This window comes from Pseudomonas frederiksbergensis, from assembly GCF_017114915.1.
Classification (GTDB): domain Bacteria; phylum Pseudomonadota; class Gammaproteobacteria; order Pseudomonadales; family Pseudomonadaceae; genus Aquipseudomonas; species Aquipseudomonas frederiksbergensis_I.
This window is the reverse complement of sequence record NZ_JAAUOE010000017.1, coordinates 51008-67719: the sequence shown is the minus strand read 5'-3', so window position 1 is coordinate 67719 and position 16712 is coordinate 51008. Positions and strand designations below refer to the sequence as shown.

The following is a 16712-nucleotide window of genomic DNA, read 5'->3' as shown; positions in this document are numbered from 1 at the left end:
CAAAACCCATTGATTTCAAGCCCTTGGCCGCTACCACAGGCCCCTCCAGCCGATTGACGCCACGGTTACGCACAACAACAGTGCGCGGCTGTCCACTCGCATGCGCGAAAAGCGTGCATCCCAGCCGCCGAGATTGACTATAGACACTGCGTGGTACACTGCCCGCCATTGTTGACAGGACATTTCCCATGCTCGCGCCAAAAGACTTCCTCGACGCCCTGAGCGGCACCGCCTCCCGCCTCTTCAGCGGCGACACCCCACTGCCGAAAAGCGAAATCGAAAGCCAGTTCAAGGCTCTGTTGCAGAGCGGCTTCAGCAAGCTGGACCTGGTGAGCCGGGAAGAGTTTGATAGCCAGATGGTCGTGCTGGCACGGACGCGTGCTCGGTTGGAAAGCCTTGAGGCGAAAGTGGCGGAGCTGGAAGCGAAGCTCAATCCAGTTGCTGACGCCGAGTAAGCTGATCGTTCCCATGCTCTGCGTGGGAACGATCATTCAATGTGTCCTGTAGGAGCTGCCGAAGGCTTCGATCTTTTGATCTCAAGCCCTGCAAACATCCCGGCAACGTCCTACAAAGAGCACCACCGCCGTCCGATTGCGCCGCAAAGCCCCGGTTCCTAAGCTCACCTTCTGCTGAATGTTCAGCACTGGGTTTGGCGACCCTGGAAGCTTAAGGCGCACGACAACCATCCGATAGCGGGCTAATTTCCGCCGCATCGAATCATGGCGGCTGTGCGTGGGAGACCTTCGGGTCTGCCGGGTTCCTTTTGCTCCGGTTCGCCAACCCGCGTACAGCTGCCACCCAATTGTTTGGCGACGATTGCAGGCAGCCCTTTAAGCAAAAGGAGCTGTATCAATGAATCGCGATGACGCTTACCTGATCCCCCACTTCTTCACCCGCCACAAACTCCACCTCCACGCCCTCCTCCTGGAAAACCAACCCTGGTTCAGCGCCCGCGACCTCGGCCGATTGCTCAGGCTGTTCCTCGACGAACGAGCGCTACGAAAACTCGATCCCGACCAACACCAGTCCGTGCGAATGCTCATCCACGGCACCGTAGAAAACACACTGCTGATCAGCGAATCCGGCGTCTACGCATTGCTGGTCTACCACTACTGCCCCGAATACCGAGGCCTGCGCGAATGGCTTACCCACGACGTGGTCCCAGCCCTGAGAGATGCCCAGCAACCCACCTCAACCGAACGCCCAATACTGAGCTTGCTGAACTGGCCGGAAATGTCGCTGAGTTTGCTGCACTGGAATAACCAGCCGTGGATTCGGTTGCAGGATGTTCCGCAACTGCTGCCGAATGAGGAACGACCGCGAGGTAGGGTCAATGCGCCGTGGTGGAAGCGTGCTTCGCGGGTGCTGCAGTCTTTTTAATTACCTGAAGCTCAACCACGCTCGATTTCGGCTCTGCGCTGATCGTAGGTCGATTGCAGGTTTAGCCAGAACTCGGGCGTGGTTTTCAGGTGAATGGCAAGCCTCTTGGCAAGATCAGGACTTACACCTCTCTCCTGCATCACTAGGCCGCTCACTTCACTCGCGACCTCATTCAATGAGCTAGCCAAACCTGCCGCCGTAATGCCCAGAGGCTCTAGAAACTCCTCTTTAAGGATTTCGCCAGGATGAATCGGCCTCATTCCAATACGGTTCAAATTGCTCTCACTTTTTAATCGACCAGATGCCCTAGGAACCAGCATATCCAACGTTATTACCGATCCTCATATAATTCATCATCACCAGCCTAGCTTTTGAAGCTGCTGATCGAAACGAGCAAGCACCACAAGCCATGGTCGGTGCTTAGCACTTTAAGCAGCATCCGACCAACGGTATTGATCAGACTTCTCTCTGCTCATCTGTAGGAAGCGGTCATTTTTCTGACGAATTTACAGAATAATCTGAATTGCATGCCCCTAAACCTAGGAGTACAAAGCAGATGGCATGCAATGAAGATTTTTCTCTGGCTAAGCTTGCCTTCACCCCACTACAGGCTAATCTATCGCTTGTAAAGGCATTGATTTTGTGCTTGACAACTGTAGAATGCTCGCACTTTGAAAGTCACACTCCGCGAATCAATAGGAGATAGGGGAACGGAAATGAAGAGATCTGATGAAACAAATGTTTATCAAAATGATAAATTGACCCGTCAAGGGAACAATCAGAACTCCAACATTGTCGGCTTCGCTTCTTTCAAAGAAAAAAAAGCCGAAGACGAATATAAAAAAGCCATAAACAATATTTTGGCACGAGCGAAAAAAGTAGACTGGTAAAAACAAAGTAGACCTTTTGCTCGTGCCCTGAGGGCGCGAAGAATGTCGGCACCAGTATCTAAGGAAAGAGCTACTTCGGTTAATGACTCGAACAACATGCGCAAGATTGGAGAGCGCATAGAAGGTCGTAGAAGCGATGAAATAATTATCGCCTTTTGTGGTCCGGTAGGATGCAACCTAGCCGATGTAATAAGAACCACCCGCGTCCAATTCGAAGAGTACGGATATCTCACTGAACACATAAAAGTTAGTGACATAATAAAAAAGTATTATAAAGACCACGGCCTGCCCGATCATCTGAAACATCTTAGTCTTGACCCTCCACCGGGAAAAAACAGATATACCACCCTCCAAGACCTAGGTAATGATTTACGACAGAAATTTGACTCACAAATTCTGGCTGCCCTTGCAATGGCAAAAGTTGCCGCTTTGCGCGACATTGCAATGGATAAGACCAATGTAAGCAAACCTCCAAAAACCGTTTACATCATAGACCAACTTAAACATCCCGAAGAGGCCGAATTATTTAAACTCGTTTACGGGAATATCTTTTATCTGGTTGGAGTTTTGAGCCCACAAAATGTCAGATTCAACTATCTTACAAGAAACGAACGCATCCCTGGACATGAAGCACAATATCTGATCGATCGCGACAGAAATGAGCACAATACGACTCACGGTCAAAAGCTAGAAAAAACCGTTCAACTTGCAGACTACTTCATTAGAAACAATCAAGACTCCATTTCAAACCTAATAGCTCCATGTCAACGCTTTGTCGCACTAGTTCATGGAAAGAACGGAGTAACGCCTACCAAAGACGAGTCTGGGATGTATGCAGCTTATTCCGCCTCATTAAAGTCTGCATGCCTGAGCAGGCAGGTCGGGGCTGCCATTGCCAACAAAGAAGGAAACATAATTTCGCTAGGTTGGAATGATGTCCCTAAGTTCGGAGGCGGGCTATATACTTCAGATTCGCCAAATGACCAGCGCTGCATTTACCATGGCGGCAAGTGTTATAACGACATCCATAAGTCCGCACTTATCCAAGACATTGTAAAAATTGTAAGTTCAAAAGTAGCTGTTAGCGATGAAACAAAAGAAGCCCTGGCTGAGCTTATTCAGAAAGAAACCAGAGCAGGCTCAATTATTGAATTTTCACGAGCTATCCACGCAGAAATGGAAGCAATACTTGGACTAGCCCGCTCCCAGGGAAACTCTACAGATTCATGTGTTCTTTATACAACCACATTCCCCTGTCACAATTGCGCTCGCCACATCATAGCGGCAGGCATAAAAAGGGTTGTCTACATTGAGCCCTATGAAAAAAGCCTTGCTCTAGACTTACATGAAGATGCTATTACTACAGATGAAAACCATACAGGAAAAACTCTATTCGAGACCTTCTCAGGTGTTTCCCCTGGAAAATATGCAGCTTTTTTTGTAGCACGTGGAAAACGCAAAGACACGCATGGAGTAGCGGTAGACATCATAAAGACAGATGCCATGCATATTGGAACAGAGTACCTTGATCCATATCAAACAATAGAAGGCAAAGTAGTCGAAGACCTTATGTCAAAGGTAGCTCCCCTCCCACCACCCCCGCCGCCTCCAAGAGCAGCGTAACAGCAACATCAACTTAGTTGTTCAGAGCTAGGCGACGTAAATAGCGGCGCCTAGCTATTTTAATAAATGCTAAATCCACCATATGGCATCAACCAACTACAAGACATCTATTCATACCTTCTACCGCAGAAAATACTCCTCCCTATAAATTACGCCGCAACATCTTGAGCGATTTTCTCGTAAGAATGCGATGTAGAAACTGATGTCGACTACTACCCCTAAAAAATCGCAGGAAGCGGTCCGTGTCAACTCAAGGAGCGACCATGTCCCTCTCCATCGCCCATAGCCGCGCCCAAGTCGGCGTGGAAGCGCCCGTCGTCACAGTAGAAATGCAGTGAAGGTTTTATGAGCCTTCAGAAATGGTACTTTTCAAAACGTCGCTTAAACGCCTCTGCTGACCCTTCCATAATGTTCAACACCGCATCGGTGGTATCGGCGTGATCTAGTCCACCGATCGCTAGCCGTACGCCTCGCCCGTCCTTTACATCCAAGGCATAGACCAAGTCCGAATCTGCGTTGACCGGGAGGTTAGCATTATGCGTTGCCACGATCAGTTGCCGCTGGTTCTTCACCGCCCGCAGCAGTGGGACCAGCTCCTTGTAGATAAAGTTGGAGTCGAGTTCGTCCTCGGGTTGGTCAATGATGATTGGCCCGTCACCTTTAGCAAGCAGAAAATTCAGCACGGCGGTATTGCGCTGCCCCTCCGACAGAGCTCGACTCAGAATGCTGCCAACCAGCGTTTTATCTGATCGATACAGCTCGATGTCCATCTGATCCTCCACCCGAGTGAGACGTGCAAGCCGCCAAGCGTCTTTCTGCTCTGCCAAGTGTCTACGAAGGTCCTCCATGTATTCCAAAAGGGGCAGCGGAGTTGGTCGCTCCTTCATCAATACAGATCTGATATGGAGCCAAGGGGATGGAAGCGCGGGCAGACGAACAGCAATCCCCTGTTGAAAGTCGGCAAAAAGTACTCCCCCTATGTACGCCCAAGCACGCCCGAGTTTGCCGCGCCCATCGGGAATCATGCTCTCCCAAATCTTGAGAAAACCTGCTTCATCCGCCATCGGCTGCAGCTTTATCATGATGGCACCATTGACGTTTTGGGTAATCTCTTGCGCAACTCGCTTTCGTACAACGTACTGCTCGGCCCAGAGCGTCGCCAACTCCTCAAGTAGGGCATCACGGCGCGCTACCTGCGGCTTGAGCGCGTCAATGCGTTTGGTGCGGTCCTTCAGACTCTCCTGCTTGGCCTGTCGCAATCGGTCGATTTCTTGCAACCGCGCCACATCTTGTGGCTGCAAACCCCGTTCCTGGCAGGCATTCAGAAATCCTGCCTTGACGGCCCCAAGCTCGTTTTCAACCTGGGCCCATCCCTCGCCTAGGTTATACAGCGCATCCGTTTCCTTGCGCATGTCGGCGGCCATAATGGCGATGTCTTTGGCATATTTTTCGCGCACACTCGCGGCGTCCTGAGTGAACGAGTTGAACCAGTCCGCCCTTGGCCAGCTATCCGCTTTGGCGTCGTTCAATACGCCACGCATCGATAACCGCTCAACTATGGCATTCAGGGCTTGCAAGTCAGCTTCGATCTGCGCGCGGGCATGGTCATGGTATTGGCGCGCCAACTCAGCACGCTGATACTGCAGTGCCTCTTCCTGCACCTCTTTGCGAGCCTGCCATTGTCGCTCGAGCTCTCTCAGCTCTTGTGTGAGTGACTTGGCTTCTTCATTGAGCGCGCTGAGTTGGTCGGATGCGGCAAATACCTGAACGATCTCCGCCCGCAGGGTTTCTTCGCGCCATTTCAAGCCTTGCAGGTCCACAGCGCAGGCATCATCGATCATGCCTAATAGACTGCCTTCCCCGCCGATGTCAGTGAGCTCGCTAAGCTGTTGTTGGCTGTAAAACTGCACAGGCAATTGCTTCAGGAAAACGCCGACGTCAGGGGCCTCGCCTTGAAGCAGGGTGTGCAGAGCATCCGGGCGAAGAGAAATAATATCGACTTGGCCCGGGATACTTTCCCAGCCCACCTGGATTTCGGCGTCACCGCTGAACGTGGCGCGGACCCGTTGAAATTTTGCCCGCGTCGAAGCGGAAAACCTGCCAGCCTGATCGCGGCCGAAAGCGAAACGCAGCAGCTCCAGCAACGTCGACTTTCCGGTTCCTCTGCCACCGATTAGCGTGTTCAGGTTGGGGGAGAAAACCACCTCTTGGTCGGCCAGAAACTTCAGCCCTTGGCATTTCAAGAACACGATTCGAGGATGCGTCTGCTCATTTGAAGGGCACATATCCTGCAGCCGCAGGCGGGACGAACCATCAAGAAATGCCTGACGCAGTGCCGCAATAGATGGTTTTGATGCTTTAACCCAAGTCGATCGATAGCCCAGCGAATTGGCCACTGGTAGCCCATCCGCGCCCACTTTCAGTGATTTGGCATCAGAAGACTGGACATAAGCCGGTTGCCGCCCGCGACGAGACCAGGCGGGGTTACGCCCCTTTAAAATCGAGCGGGTGCGTTCCGGCAACGGATAGCTGGTCACTTCCACGGCGTGCAGATCCGGCAGCTGGTAGTCCGCGATATGATTGGCTGAGGACAGCATGCCATCGTTTTGATCAGCATGGGCCGCGATCACAATGCCGCCATGCTTGTCCTGCACGACTTCCAGCAAGGTCTTCAGGCTGATTGTGTGCCCCTCGCGCCGCAACAATGTCGGTTCACCCGCTCGGAACCGTTCGTTTTCCGCGAGACCAAGCTTGGTCAGAATCATGTTCAAACGCTTAATGTGAAGCATCTTGGTTGCTGGCTCGAAGAGGCACAGCACGTGGTAACCAATGTCGACCTCAAACCCGGGAAAAATTGCGAGCGGCGCCCGTTGCATTTCCCTCGCCACAGATTTGTTCTGTTCGACCAAGTGTGTGAGGAACCAGTCACGCGGTTCGGCCTTATCGGAAAAGTTGTGGTCTGTGATCCCAATGATCTCAAGGCCAAGTTCATGGCACCGCCGGAGAAATCGTGCGGCTTTCTCCTGGATATCCAATTCTTTGAATTCACCATTGGCACCATGACGACGGGGCACCAGCAAGCGCAGATCGTCATCTGCCCAATGCCGGTTGTCTTCTGGTGTCTGCACCTGGAAGTCCGCCTTGAACCAACGCATTCCTTGATAAGTGCTCAATCCTTGCTCCCAAAGCTTAAAGTTAGCCCAGCAAACCGTAGATGAAGACGTCCGGAATCATAGCAAGGGTTGACCAGCTTTTTTACCCGCCCCTGATTGTCGCGACAATTGCTTTCGACCAGACGAGGACGGGCGAGATGTAGAACGCCAGCAGGTTTACTCAATGCCGATCCAAGCAATTTTTGCTTGATCTCAATTCCCTGCTGCTCAACCAGATCGAAGATGGTCATTAACCATGTATTCCATCCCGACGGCGGTGGGTCTCGGCAAGGTCCTACAAAAACATCATCCCGCAACTAATTACATCCATACTCACCCTCGCCTATGCTTGATCGCAACAACGACACTCGCAACATCCTGCGAAAGTTTCCTTCCCTTGCCGCCACGCTAAACCCTCACTCCCCGGCTACCCTTCAAAAACCGCAGGAAGCGGTTCCCCGTCAGCTCAAGGAACGACCATGTCCCTATCCATCGTCCACAGCCGCGCCCAGATTGGTGTGGATGCGCCCGCCGTCACCGTAGAAGTGCATCTGGCCAACGGCTTGCCTTCGCTGACCATGGTCGGGCTGCCCGAGGCGGCGGTGAAGGAAAGCAAGGACCGGGTGCGTAGCGCGATCATCAATTCGGGTCTGCAATTTCCGGCGCGGCGCATCACCTTGAATCTCGCCCCGGCGGATTTACCGAAGGACGGCGGACGGTTCGATCTGGCGATTGCCTTGGGCATTCTGTCAGCCAGCGTGCAGGTGCCGACGTTGACGCTGGACGACGTGGAGTGTCTGGGAGAGTTGGCGTTGTCGGGCGCGGTGCGGGCGGTTCGCGGTGTGTTGCCGGCGGCGCTGGCGGCGCGCAAAGCCGGGCGCACGCTGGTGGTGCCGCGGGCGAATGCCGAGGAGGCCTGCCTGGCCTCGGGGTTGAAAGTGATCGCGGTGGATCATTTGCTGGAGGCAGTCGCGCATTTCAATGGCCACACGCCCATTGAACCCTACGCTTCCAACGGTTTGCTCTACGCCAGCAAACCCTATCCCGACTTGAATGAAGTACAAGGTCAGCTTGCGGCCAAACGCGCGTTGCTGATTGCGGCGGCGGGGGCTCATAACCTGCTGTTCAGCGGTCCGCCGGGGACGGGAAAAACGTTGTTGGCGAGTCGTCTGCCGGGGCTGTTACCGCCATTGGCCGAGAGCGAAGCACTGGAAGTCGCGGCGATTCAATCGGTCGCCAGTTGTGTGCCATTGAGTCATTGGCCGCAGCGCCCTTTCCGGCAGCCACACCACTCCGCTTCAGGCCCGGCGCTGGTGGGCGGCGGCTCGAAACCGCAACCCGGCGAAATCACCCTCGCCCACCATGGTGTGCTGTTCCTCGATGAACTGCCGGAATTTGATCGCAAGGTATTGGAGGTACTGAGGGAGCCACTGGAATCCGGCCATATCGTGATTTCCCGCGCCAAGGACCGCGTACGCTTCCCGGCGCGCTTTCAACTGGTCGCCGCGATGAATCCCTGCCCCTGTGGATATCTTGGAGAACCGAGCGGCCGTTGTTCCTGTACACCGGACATGGTGCAGCGCTATCGCAACAAATTGTCCGGGCCCTTGCTGGACCGCATCGACCTGCATCTAACCGTAGCCCGGGAAAGCACGGCGCTGAACCCGATCAAAACCGGTGACGACACAGCCAGCGCTTCTGCCCTGGTCGCCCAGGCCAGGGAGCGCCAGCAACAACGCCAGGGCTGCGCCAACGCCTTTCTCGACCTGCCAGGGCTGCGTCAGCATTGCGCGCTGTCCAAAGCAGATGAAGGCTGGCTGGAAAGCGCCTGCGAGCGACTAACCCTTTCGCTTCGTGCCGCTCACCGTCTACTGAAAGTCGCCCGTACCCTGGCGGATCTGGAACAAGTAGACGCTATCGGTCGCAGCCACGTAGCCGAAGCACTGCAATATCGGCCATCAGCACCCAGCTAGAGACGCAACAGGTTGGCATCGGATGCACCCATTCGTCCAGGCGCCTTGCCGCGCGCCTGGTTTTACGCCCGATGATGACATCAGCCTGGTAATAGCCTGGAGTAACAGGGTTAACGGTAGACAGGATGACGGCGGCAGAGCTCCACCACCTGTTCGCGCACGTGGTGCCCGACCCTCTCGCTGTCGCCGTTTTCCAGGGCGTCCAGTACGTCGCACAACCAGCCCGCCAATTGTTCACATTCGATCACGCCGAAACCACGGGTGGTGATGGCCGGGGTACCGATGCGCAGCCCGGAAGTCACGAACGGTGAGCGCGGGTCGTTGGGCACCGAGTTCTTGTTAGCCGTGATGTAGGCATTGCTCAGGGCCGCATCGGCGTCCTTGCCGGTATAGGGCCTGTCGGACAGGTCGATTAGCATCATGTGGTTATCGGTGCCACCGGAGACGATCTTGTAACCCCGCTCTTGCAGCACGGCCGCCATGGCCCGGGCGTTGATCACCACCTGTGTCTGATAGATTTTGAACTCGGGCCTCAGTGCTTCCTTGAAAGCGACGGCCTTGGCGGCGATCTGGTGCATCAATGGGCCGCCCTGGACACCTGGGAATACCGCAGAATCGAGCTTTTTGTAGAATGCTTCATCTTGCCCCTTGGACAAAATCAAGCCACCCCGTGGGCCCCGCAGGGTCTTGTGTGTGGTGCTGGTGACCACATGGGCGTGTGGCAATGGGTCCGGGTATTCGCCAGCGGCGACCAGGCCTGCGACGTGGGCCATGTCGACCCAGAAAATAGCCCCGACCTTGTCGGCAATGGCCCGCATGCGCGCCCAGTCTTTGTACCGGGAGTAGGCAGAAAAACCACCGATCAGCATCTTCGGTCGAGTTTCCAGGGCAATACGCTCCATCTCGTCGTAGTCGAGAAAGCCCGTCTCCGGGTCAAGGCCATAAGGAACGATCTTGTAATGACGGCCCGAGAAGTTTGAAGGGTTACCGTGGGTCAGGTGACCACCTTGGGCCAGGTTCATGCCCATCACCGTGTCGCCGGGATTGATCAATGCCAGGAATACCGCGGCGTTCGCCTGGGCACCCGCATGTGGCTGCACGTTGGCATAGTCACAGTTGAACAAGGTCTTGACCCGCTCGATGGCCAAGCGCTCGGCCACATCGACATACTCGCAGCCGCTGTAGTAGCGCTTGCCTGGGTAGCCTTCGGCGTATTTGTTGGTGAGCACGGTGCTCTGGATTTTCATGACCAGAGGGCTGGCGTAGTTTTCGGAAGCGATCAGTTCGACGTGGTCTTCCTGACGATGTTCTTCGTTATGAATCGCCTCACACAGCTCGGCGTCGAATGCTTTAAGGGTCAGCGTTGAGTCGTACATATGAAGGGGTCCTTGGTTGGGAAAGTAAGCCGGTTACGAGAAGAGCCGAGTAACACGCGCTGCGATGTCGTCGATCTGCGAGTCCTCACAGATCAACGGCGGTAGCAATCGGACGGTGGTGCCACGAGTCACCGTTATCAGCAGGCGTTGTTCATCCCGCGCCCGGCCGACTAGTTCGGCACACTGACGGTTCAGTTCGATACCGACCATCAGGCCCAGGCCGCGAATGGAAACGACCTCGCGGTGATTGCCCAGCGCCTCCTGCAGCGCAGCCAGCAGCCGACGGCCAGATGTGGCTGCGCGCTGCGGGATGTGATCGCGCTCCATGATGTCGAGCACCGTGCATCCCACGCGGCAGGCCAGGGGGTTACCGCCGAAAGTGGAGGCATGATGGCCCGGGGAAAACAGTTCAGCGGCCTTGCCCCGAGCCAGGCATGCGCCAATGGGAAAACCATTGCCCAGTGCCTTGGCCAGCGTGATGACATCCGGCACTATCCCCGCGTGCTGGAAGCCAAACCAGGCGCCGGTACGACCCATCCCGGTTTGCACCTCATCGACCATCATCAGCCAATCGTGCTCGTCGCACAGTTGCCGCAGGGCCTGCAAATAACGGGTGGATGCGGCATGCACACCGCCCTCACCCTGCACGGGTTCGACCAGTACCGCGACGATGTTGGGTGATTGCGCCGCCACCTCGCGGATCGCCTCGATGTTGTCGTAAGGCACCCGTAGAAAGCCTGGCATCAAAGGCTCAAAGCCACGCTGCACGGCCGGGTTCCCGGTGGCCGCGAGGGTGGCCAGGGTGCGACCGTGAAAGCTGTTTTCCATCACTAGCACTTGTGGCTGTGCCACGTGCCTGGTGTTGGCGTGCAGCCGGGCCAACTTGAGCGCCGCTTCGTTGGCTTCAGCCCCCGAGTTGCAAAAAAAGGCGCGTTGCATGCCGGACAAGACGCACAAGCGCTCACTCAACTGCTCCTGCCGTTCGATGCGAAACATGTTGGTGGTGTGCAGTAACTGGCTCGCTTGCTCGGCAATGGCGGCGGCAATTTCGGGGTTGGCATGCCCGAGACTGGTCACCGCCACACCGGCGATTGCGTCCAGGTATTCGACCCCGTGCATGTCCCACAGAGATGCCCCTTGGCCTCGACTGAAGGAGACCGGCTGGCGAGCATAGTTGTGCATGAGGTACGGGGGTGCAGAGGACATCGGATGGCTTCCTGTAGAGCTGGATCAAGATGTTTAGGGGGTATCAGCGGCGACTACTCATCACTCGGACGGGCATCCGCGGTCGGCCAGTAATAGGCATCCGGCATGGCACGCGCGCCGAAGATGGCCTGACCGACACGCACCACAGTGGCCCCCTCTTCAATGGCGACTTCGAAATCACCGGACATGCCCATGGACAGTTCCTCCAGCCCGACGCCCGCCGGGGCGTGTTGGCGCAAACGCTCGCGCAGTTCGCGCAGCCGTACAAAGCAAGGGCGAACACGGACCACATCGGCCGAAAACAGCGCCAGTGTCATCAACCCACGCACCCGTAACGCCGAGAACGCCGGCAGGGCGTACAAAAAGTCCGCGACGGCTTCGGGCGCCAAGCCGTATTTGCTGGCTTCGCCGCAGGTATTGACCTGAACGAACACATCCAGCTGGCGCCCCTCGATGTGCAGGCGACGATCCAGGGCCTCGGCCACTCGCAAGCTGTCCAGCGCCTGAAACTCACTGGCAAAACGCGCCACCTGCTTGGCCTTGTTGGTTTGCAAGTGGCCAATAACCGACCATTGCAAGTCGGCCAGATCGGCCATGGCCTGCGATTTGCGCTGCGCTTCCTGCACTTTGTTCTCACCCAGTAGCCGGCAGCCGGCGGCGTAGGCCAGACGCAGATGAGCTTCGTCAAAGGTTTTGCTGACCGGCAGCAGGCGCACACTCGCCGGATCACGTCCAACCCGCTGACAGGCGTTAGCAATTCGCTGCTGCACGGCTGCCAGGTTGCGGCGAAAGTCCTCGACGCTGGTGGCCTGTGGGTAACGGCCATGTCGATCGTGCAGGGTGATGGTTTCTTCCAGTTGAGAGAGCATCAGTGGGTAGCTCCTTTGGTCGTCACAACAGCGTCGGCAGCAGGAATGACCACCGCCTCGCGACGCGGCAAGCGCCCATTGAGTAAGGCGTAGGCCGCCAGACCGATCAGCAATCCCCAGAACGCCCCACCGATCCCCAGCAGGGTGATGTTTGCGGCGGACGCCAGAAAGGTGATCAGCGAGGCTTCGCGGGTTTTGACGTCAGCCATGGCGCTGGCCAGGCTGGTGCCGATAGTACCGAGCAGGGCCAGCCCGGCCAGCGTCGTTATGAAGGTGGGCGGGAACGCCATGAACACTGCGGCGAGGGTCACCCCGAAAATACCTACGAGGATGTAGAACAACCCCGCGGCAACCCCGGCGATCCAGCGCTTGGACGGATCCTCCGAGGCTTCCTTGCCGGTGCAGATGGCCGCAGTGATGGCCGCGACGTTGAAGGCGTGGGAGCCGAAGGGTGCCATCAGCAAGGACCCCAGCCCTGTGACAGTCAGGATAGGGTTAGCGCTGGTACTGAAGCCATCGTTGCGCAGCACCAGCATGCCCGGCATGTACTGGCCAGTGAGGGTGATCAGGAACAGCGGCAGTGCCACACTGAGCAGCGCATTGATCGAAAACTCAGGCGGGGTGAATACCGGTGCCGCGAATTGCAGCGCCAGCCCCGACAGTTCTACACGGCCCTGCGTCAGAAGAAACGCCAACCCCAGCACCAGAATGCCCACCACCGCGTAGCGCGCGGTAAAGCGCTTGAGCACAACGTAAGCGGCAATCAGCAACCCGACCAACACTGGGTCAAGACTCATGCCACCAAACGCGCCAATACCGAACTGCAGCAAGATACCGGCCAGCAGGCCCGCAGCCACACCCGGCGGAATCAGGCGGATGACTTTTTCGAAGCAGCCGGACAAACCCAGCAGCACGAAGGCGGCGGCTGAAATGATGTATGCACCTACAGCCTCGGCGTAGGGCGTAGTGGACAGCGCGACGACCAAAAAGGCTGCGGCGGGTGTCGACCAAGCAGTAATGATCGGCTCACGGCTCACCCAACTGAGAAACAGCCCGGTAATACCCACGCCAATTGACACCGACCATACCCACGACGCCGTCAACTCGGGGCTGAGCCCGGCGACTTTGGCGGCCTGAAAAACCAGGATAAACGTGCCGCCATAGTTGACGATGACTGAAATCAGCCCGGCGATAGTCGGATGCAGAAGGTCGCGTAAACGCAGGGGCGATGGGGATGCTGAAGAAGACATGATTGCTTTGCTCCTTGCAAAACGAGGTGCTTGCCTCGGGTGAGGGGATTTATAGGGCTGAAATGGCATGTTTTGCCCCTACACTTTCTCGTAGAAGGCCAGACCACTTACCAGACCGCTTGCTGTGACTGAAAAGCGATCCCTGCCTCAGCCATACACGCGGGCAAAATTCTTCATGAAGTCGGTCAATACCTCGACTGCCTGCAGCGTGACCGCGTTATAGAGACTGGCTCGCATCCCGCCGACCGAGGCGTGCCCCTTTAGCCCGTTGAGCCCGGCCTGTTCGGCCTGTTGCACAAAGGTCTTTTCCAGCGCTGCATCGGCGAGCACGAATGGCACGTTGTTGATCGAACGAAACGGCGCTTGCACGCTGTTGCGGTAAAACCCATTACTGTCGTCGAGGGTGCGATACAGCAACTCGGCCTTGGCCTGGTTAAGCCGGTGAAGGGCGTCGAGGCCGCCGCTGCGCTTTATCCATTTGAGCGTCAGGCCGGTGAGGTACCAAGGAAAGGTCGCCGGGGTGTTGAGCATCGACTGGGCGTCGGTGATGCGCGCGTAGTTGAGTATGTCGGGGGTGAACGTCTGCGCGGCATCCAGCAACGCCGGGGCGACGATGACCACCGTCAGCCCGGCCACTCCCATGTTTTTTTGCGCGGCGGCATACACAAGGCCATGTTTAGCCACGTCAATCGGCTTGGAAAGCAGGCTTGAACAGGCGTCGCACACCAAAGGCGCCACGCCATCAGGCGCCTCGACGAATTGCACGCCGTGTACGGTTTCGTTCTCGGTGTAGTGCAGGTAAGCCGCGTTCGAGTTGAGGTTCCAGTCCGACACCTCGGGGATGCGATCAAAACCAGACGCCTTGCTGCTGGCGACGATGCGAACGTCGCAGTAGCGCCGGGCGGCCTCAATGGCCTTACCTGACCAGAGACCGGTATGCAGATAGTCCGCCGTGCGCTTATCCCCCAACAGGTTCATCGGCACTTGGGCAAATTGCAGTGAGGCGCCCCCTTGCAAGAACAGCACCTTGTACTCGCCGGGCACCTGCAGAATTTCCCGCAGGTCGTGTTCGGCCTGGTAGGCAACCTCCATGAACACCTCGGAACGATGGCTGATTTCCATCACCGACATGCCTGTACCCGCGAAGTCAAAAAACTCCTCGTGCGCTTGCCGAAGTACTTCCATCGGCAACGCAGTCGGGCCTGCGCTGAAGTTATGTGACCTGGCCATAGCTGAGTAACCCCTGTTCAAAATTGCTCGCAATGCACGTAAGCGCCGAGCGCAAAGGCAGTGGCGAGGGGCGGATTCTACGGATAGGATGGCCTGCCATTGCAGGCCAATTTATTCAATCCAGGCAGACCGCATGGCTAGAACGTTCGAACTCGAAACGCTAAAAATGCGCCTCAACGATGCTGAGTTTCAGCTGTTGGGCCTGCACCAGCGGATTCAACGCGCATTGCGTGCATTGATCCTCGAGGGTGCCCTTGACCCAGGCTTGAAGCTGCCTGCGACTCGGGTCTTGGCCAAGTCACTGGGGATTGCCCGCGACACCGTCGAGAACGCCTATGTGCAACTGCACCGCGACGGTTTTATCGTGCGGCGCGAGGGCGCTGGCAGTTATGTCTGCGAAACGCTGGGCACCGAATTGCGCGGCGCAGCGCGCCGACGCATCAAGGCGCAGGAGATCAAAAGCAGCCAGGCGGCACCGGGAGCGGGATTGAGCCAGCGAGGGCGGATGATCCTCGACAGTGGCGGCGTGACCGATCAGCAGGTGATCAAGGCGTTTGCGACCGGGCTGCCGGAAACCCGCACTTTCCCCACCGATGTCTGGGAGCGCCTGCAACGCCAGGTGATGAAGGACTATCGCGCCAACGTGCTGTTGCACGGCGACCCGCAAGGTGCCGAGCCGCTGCGCAAGGCCATCGCCACCTACTTGAACCTCGAGCGCGGGGCCAAATGCTCCTCCGACCAGGTCCTGGTGCTGAGCAGCACTCGCCAAGCCCTCTTCCTGTGTGCGCAGTTGTTGGTGGACGTCGGCAAACCGATCCTGCTGGAAAACCCGGGTTATTTTGGCGCCAGGAAAGCCTTTGAAACCGCCGAGACCAAGGTTCTGCCCATCGATGTCGATGAACTGGGTATACGCACCGACCTGCTGTACGCCGACCGCAGCGGCGCCAATTGCGTCTATGTCACGCCTTCTCATCAATACCCCACCGGCGCGACCTTGCCGCTGGAACGCCGGTTTGAGCTGATCAACTGGGCTGCAGAAAAGGGCAAGTGGGTCCTCGAAGATGACTACGACAGCGAGTTTCACTATGACGGGCAGCCGACCGCCTGCGTGCAGGGCCTCGACAAGTACCAGCGTACCCTCTACCTCGGCACCTTCAGCAAGACCCTCTACCCCGGTCTGCGAATGGGCTACATGGTACTGCCCCACGAGTTGATCAAAGCCTTCACCTACGCGCGCAGCATGATAGACGGCCATACGCCACAAATCCTGCAACTGACCCTGGCGCGCTTTATGGAAGACGGCCATTACAACGCCCATGTCCGGGCCATGCGCAAGCTTTATGCCGGGCGCCAATCCATCATGCTCGACGCCATTGGCAAGCACTTGGACGGTATCGTCACCGCCTTGCGCCCCCAAGGCGGACTGCAAATTCCCTGCCTGCTGCACGATGGCTGGTCGGAGGAAAAAACCATCCGCCAAGCCGCCAGCGCGGGTGTACAGCTTTCCGGCCTCAGCCGGTTATACGCCGGCGATCAGAAGAAACAAGGTTGGTTATTGGGCTACTCGTCCTTGACCGCTTATGAAATCGAAGCGGCCATGCTGCGCCTGGCCAATGCGCTGAAAACCAGATAGGGCAGCGTCAAGCGGCCAGTGTCCCAAGGCAACGTCCATCAACACCTTGGCAGACCTTGAACAAGTCGATGGCATCACCCGCGAACACCTGGCCGAGGCGCTGCAATATCGGCCGACAACACTCTAGTCG

14 protein-coding genes and 1 pseudogene are annotated in these 16712 nt (G+C 56.8%); 7 read left to right on the top strand and 8 right to left on the bottom strand.

Annotation, left to right across the window (positions count from 1 at the left end; genetic code table 11):
- Positions 1-188 precede the first annotated feature (188 nt).
- Together HCU66_RS14465 and HCU66_RS14460 are read left to right on the top strand one after the other, a co-directional pair.
- Positions 189-455, top strand: a complete 267-nt coding sequence (locus tag HCU66_RS14465) for an accessory factor UbiK family protein (RefSeq protein ID WP_019580496.1) — start codon at positions 189-191, stop codon at positions 453-455.
- A gap of 397 nt (positions 456-852) precedes the next feature.
- Entirely contained in the window at positions 853-1380 is a 528-nt protein-coding gene (locus tag HCU66_RS14460) for a BRO-N domain-containing protein (protein ID WP_205889123.1), read from the top strand.
- A gap of 11 nt (positions 1381-1391) precedes the next feature.
- Here the strand turns inward: HCU66_RS14460 and HCU66_RS14455 are convergent, their stop codons facing one another.
- Entirely contained in the window at positions 1392-1655 is a 264-nt protein-coding gene (locus HCU66_RS14455) for a HigA family addiction module antitoxin (protein ID WP_205889160.1), read from the bottom strand.
- 441 nt (positions 1656-2096) lie between these two features.
- On the opposite strand from HCU66_RS14455, the gene HCU66_RS14450 reads away from it, so the two are divergent.
- Together HCU66_RS14450 and HCU66_RS14445 are read left to right on the top strand one after the other, a co-directional pair.
- Positions 2097-2270, top strand: a complete 174-nt coding sequence (locus tag HCU66_RS14450) for a hypothetical protein (RefSeq protein ID WP_205889122.1) — start codon at positions 2097-2099, stop codon at positions 2268-2270.
- A gap of 42 nt (positions 2271-2312) precedes the next feature.
- Positions 2313-3893 (top strand): anti-phage dCTP deaminase, encoded by a 1581-nt coding sequence (locus HCU66_RS14445; protein ID WP_205889121.1) that lies wholly within the window; start codon positions 2313-2315, stop codon positions 3891-3893.
- A gap of 353 nt (positions 3894-4246) precedes the next feature.
- On the opposite strand, the gene HCU66_RS14440 is transcribed toward HCU66_RS14445, so the two are convergent.
- Positions 4247-7066, bottom strand: coding sequence for a TrlF family AAA-like ATPase (locus HCU66_RS14440; protein WP_205889120.1), 2820 nt, complete (start codon positions 7064-7066; stop codon positions 4247-4249).
- A complete protein-coding gene (locus tag HCU66_RS14435; RefSeq protein WP_205889119.1) occupies positions 7063-7296 on the bottom strand; it encodes a hypothetical protein in 234 nt (77 codons plus the stop codon). The genes HCU66_RS14440 and HCU66_RS14435 overlap by 4 nt, the downstream gene beginning before the upstream one ends.
- 228 nt (positions 7297-7524) lie before the next feature.
- Between HCU66_RS14435 and HCU66_RS14430 the strand changes: the two genes are divergently transcribed.
- Complete coding sequence (locus HCU66_RS14430; RefSeq protein WP_205889118.1) at positions 7525-9018, top strand: YifB family Mg chelatase-like AAA ATPase; 1494 nt, start codon at positions 7525-7527, stop codon at positions 9016-9018.
- A gap of 110 nt (positions 9019-9128) precedes the next feature.
- Here HCU66_RS14430 and glyA read toward each other — a convergent pair whose 3' ends face one another.
- The 5 genes from glyA to serC form a co-directional block, all read right to left on the bottom strand.
- On the bottom strand, positions 9129-10394 hold the full coding sequence (gene glyA, locus HCU66_RS14425) for a serine hydroxymethyltransferase (RefSeq protein WP_205889117.1): 1266 nt from the start codon (positions 10392-10394) through the stop codon (positions 9129-9131).
- A 33-nt stretch (positions 10395-10427) separates the two neighbouring features.
- Complete coding sequence (locus HCU66_RS14420; protein ID WP_205889116.1) at positions 10428-11600, bottom strand: aspartate aminotransferase family protein; 1173 nt, start codon at positions 11598-11600, stop codon at positions 10428-10430.
- A gap of 53 nt (positions 11601-11653) precedes the next feature.
- On the bottom strand, positions 11654-12469 hold the full coding sequence (locus HCU66_RS14415; RefSeq protein WP_205889115.1) for a YggS family pyridoxal phosphate-dependent enzyme: 816 nt from the start codon (positions 12467-12469) through the stop codon (positions 11654-11656).
- Positions 12469-13719 carry a benzoate/H(+) symporter BenE family transporter gene (locus tag HCU66_RS14410; protein WP_205889114.1) on the bottom strand — a complete coding sequence of 417 codons (1251 nt, stop codon included), beginning with the start codon at positions 13717-13719 and terminating at the stop codon, positions 12469-12471. Before HCU66_RS14410 ends, HCU66_RS14415 begins: the two co-directional genes overlap by 1 nt.
- Before the next feature lie 147 nt (positions 13720-13866).
- Positions 13867-14949 carry a 3-phosphoserine/phosphohydroxythreonine transaminase gene (gene serC / locus HCU66_RS14405; protein ID WP_205889113.1) on the bottom strand — a complete coding sequence of 361 codons (1083 nt, stop codon included), beginning with the start codon at positions 14947-14949 and terminating at the stop codon, positions 13867-13869.
- 133 nt (positions 14950-15082) lie between these two features.
- On the opposite strand from serC, the gene pdxR reads away from it, so the two are divergent.
- Both pdxR and HCU66_RS27690 read left to right on the top strand, forming a co-directional pair.
- Entirely contained in the window at positions 15083-16582 is a 1500-nt protein-coding gene (gene pdxR, locus HCU66_RS14400) for a MocR-like pyridoxine biosynthesis transcription factor PdxR (RefSeq protein WP_205889112.1), read from the top strand.
- A 43-nt stretch (positions 16583-16625) separates the two neighbouring features.
- Positions 16626-16709: pseudogene (locus tag HCU66_RS27690) on the top strand (magnesium chelatase subunit ChlI family protein); the annotation flags it as partial.
- Positions 16710-16712 lie beyond the last annotated feature (3 nt).

Excerpts from the sequence above, each read along its gene's own strand:
- HCU66_RS14465 (WP_019580496.1), top strand. The coding sequence starts at position 189 with ATGCTCGCGCCAAAAGACTTCCTCGACGCCCTGAGCGGCACCGCCTCC.
- HCU66_RS14460 (WP_205889123.1), top strand. The coding sequence starts at position 853 with ATGAATCGCGATGACGCTTACCTGATCCCCCACTTCTTCACCCGCCAC.
- HCU66_RS14450 (WP_205889122.1), top strand. The coding sequence starts at position 2,097 with ATGAAGAGATCTGATGAAACAAATGTTTATCAAAATGATAAATTGACC.
- HCU66_RS14445 (WP_205889121.1), top strand. The coding sequence starts at position 2,313 with ATGTCGGCACCAGTATCTAAGGAAAGAGCTACTTCGGTTAATGACTCG.
- HCU66_RS14435 (WP_205889119.1), bottom strand. The coding sequence starts at position 7,296 with ATGACCATCTTCGATCTGGTTGAGCAGCAGGGAATTGAGATCAAGCAA.
- HCU66_RS14430 (WP_205889118.1), top strand. The coding sequence starts at position 7,525 with ATGTCCCTATCCATCGTCCACAGCCGCGCCCAGATTGGTGTGGATGCG.
- glyA (WP_205889117.1), bottom strand. The coding sequence starts at position 10,394 with ATGTACGACTCAACGCTGACCCTTAAAGCATTCGACGCCGAGCTGTGT.
- HCU66_RS14420 (WP_205889116.1), bottom strand. The coding sequence starts at position 11,600 with ATGTCCTCTGCACCCCCGTACCTCATGCACAACTATGCTCGCCAGCCG.
- HCU66_RS14415 (WP_205889115.1), bottom strand. The coding sequence starts at position 12,469 with ATGCTCTCTCAACTGGAAGAAACCATCACCCTGCACGATCGACATGGC.
- HCU66_RS14410 (WP_205889114.1), bottom strand. The coding sequence starts at position 13,719 with ATGTCTTCTTCAGCATCCCCATCGCCCCTGCGTTTACGCGACCTTCTG.
- serC (WP_205889113.1), bottom strand. The coding sequence starts at position 14,949 with ATGGCCAGGTCACATAACTTCAGCGCAGGCCCGACTGCGTTGCCGATG.
- pdxR (WP_205889112.1), top strand. The coding sequence starts at position 15,083 with ATGGCTAGAACGTTCGAACTCGAAACGCTAAAAATGCGCCTCAACGAT.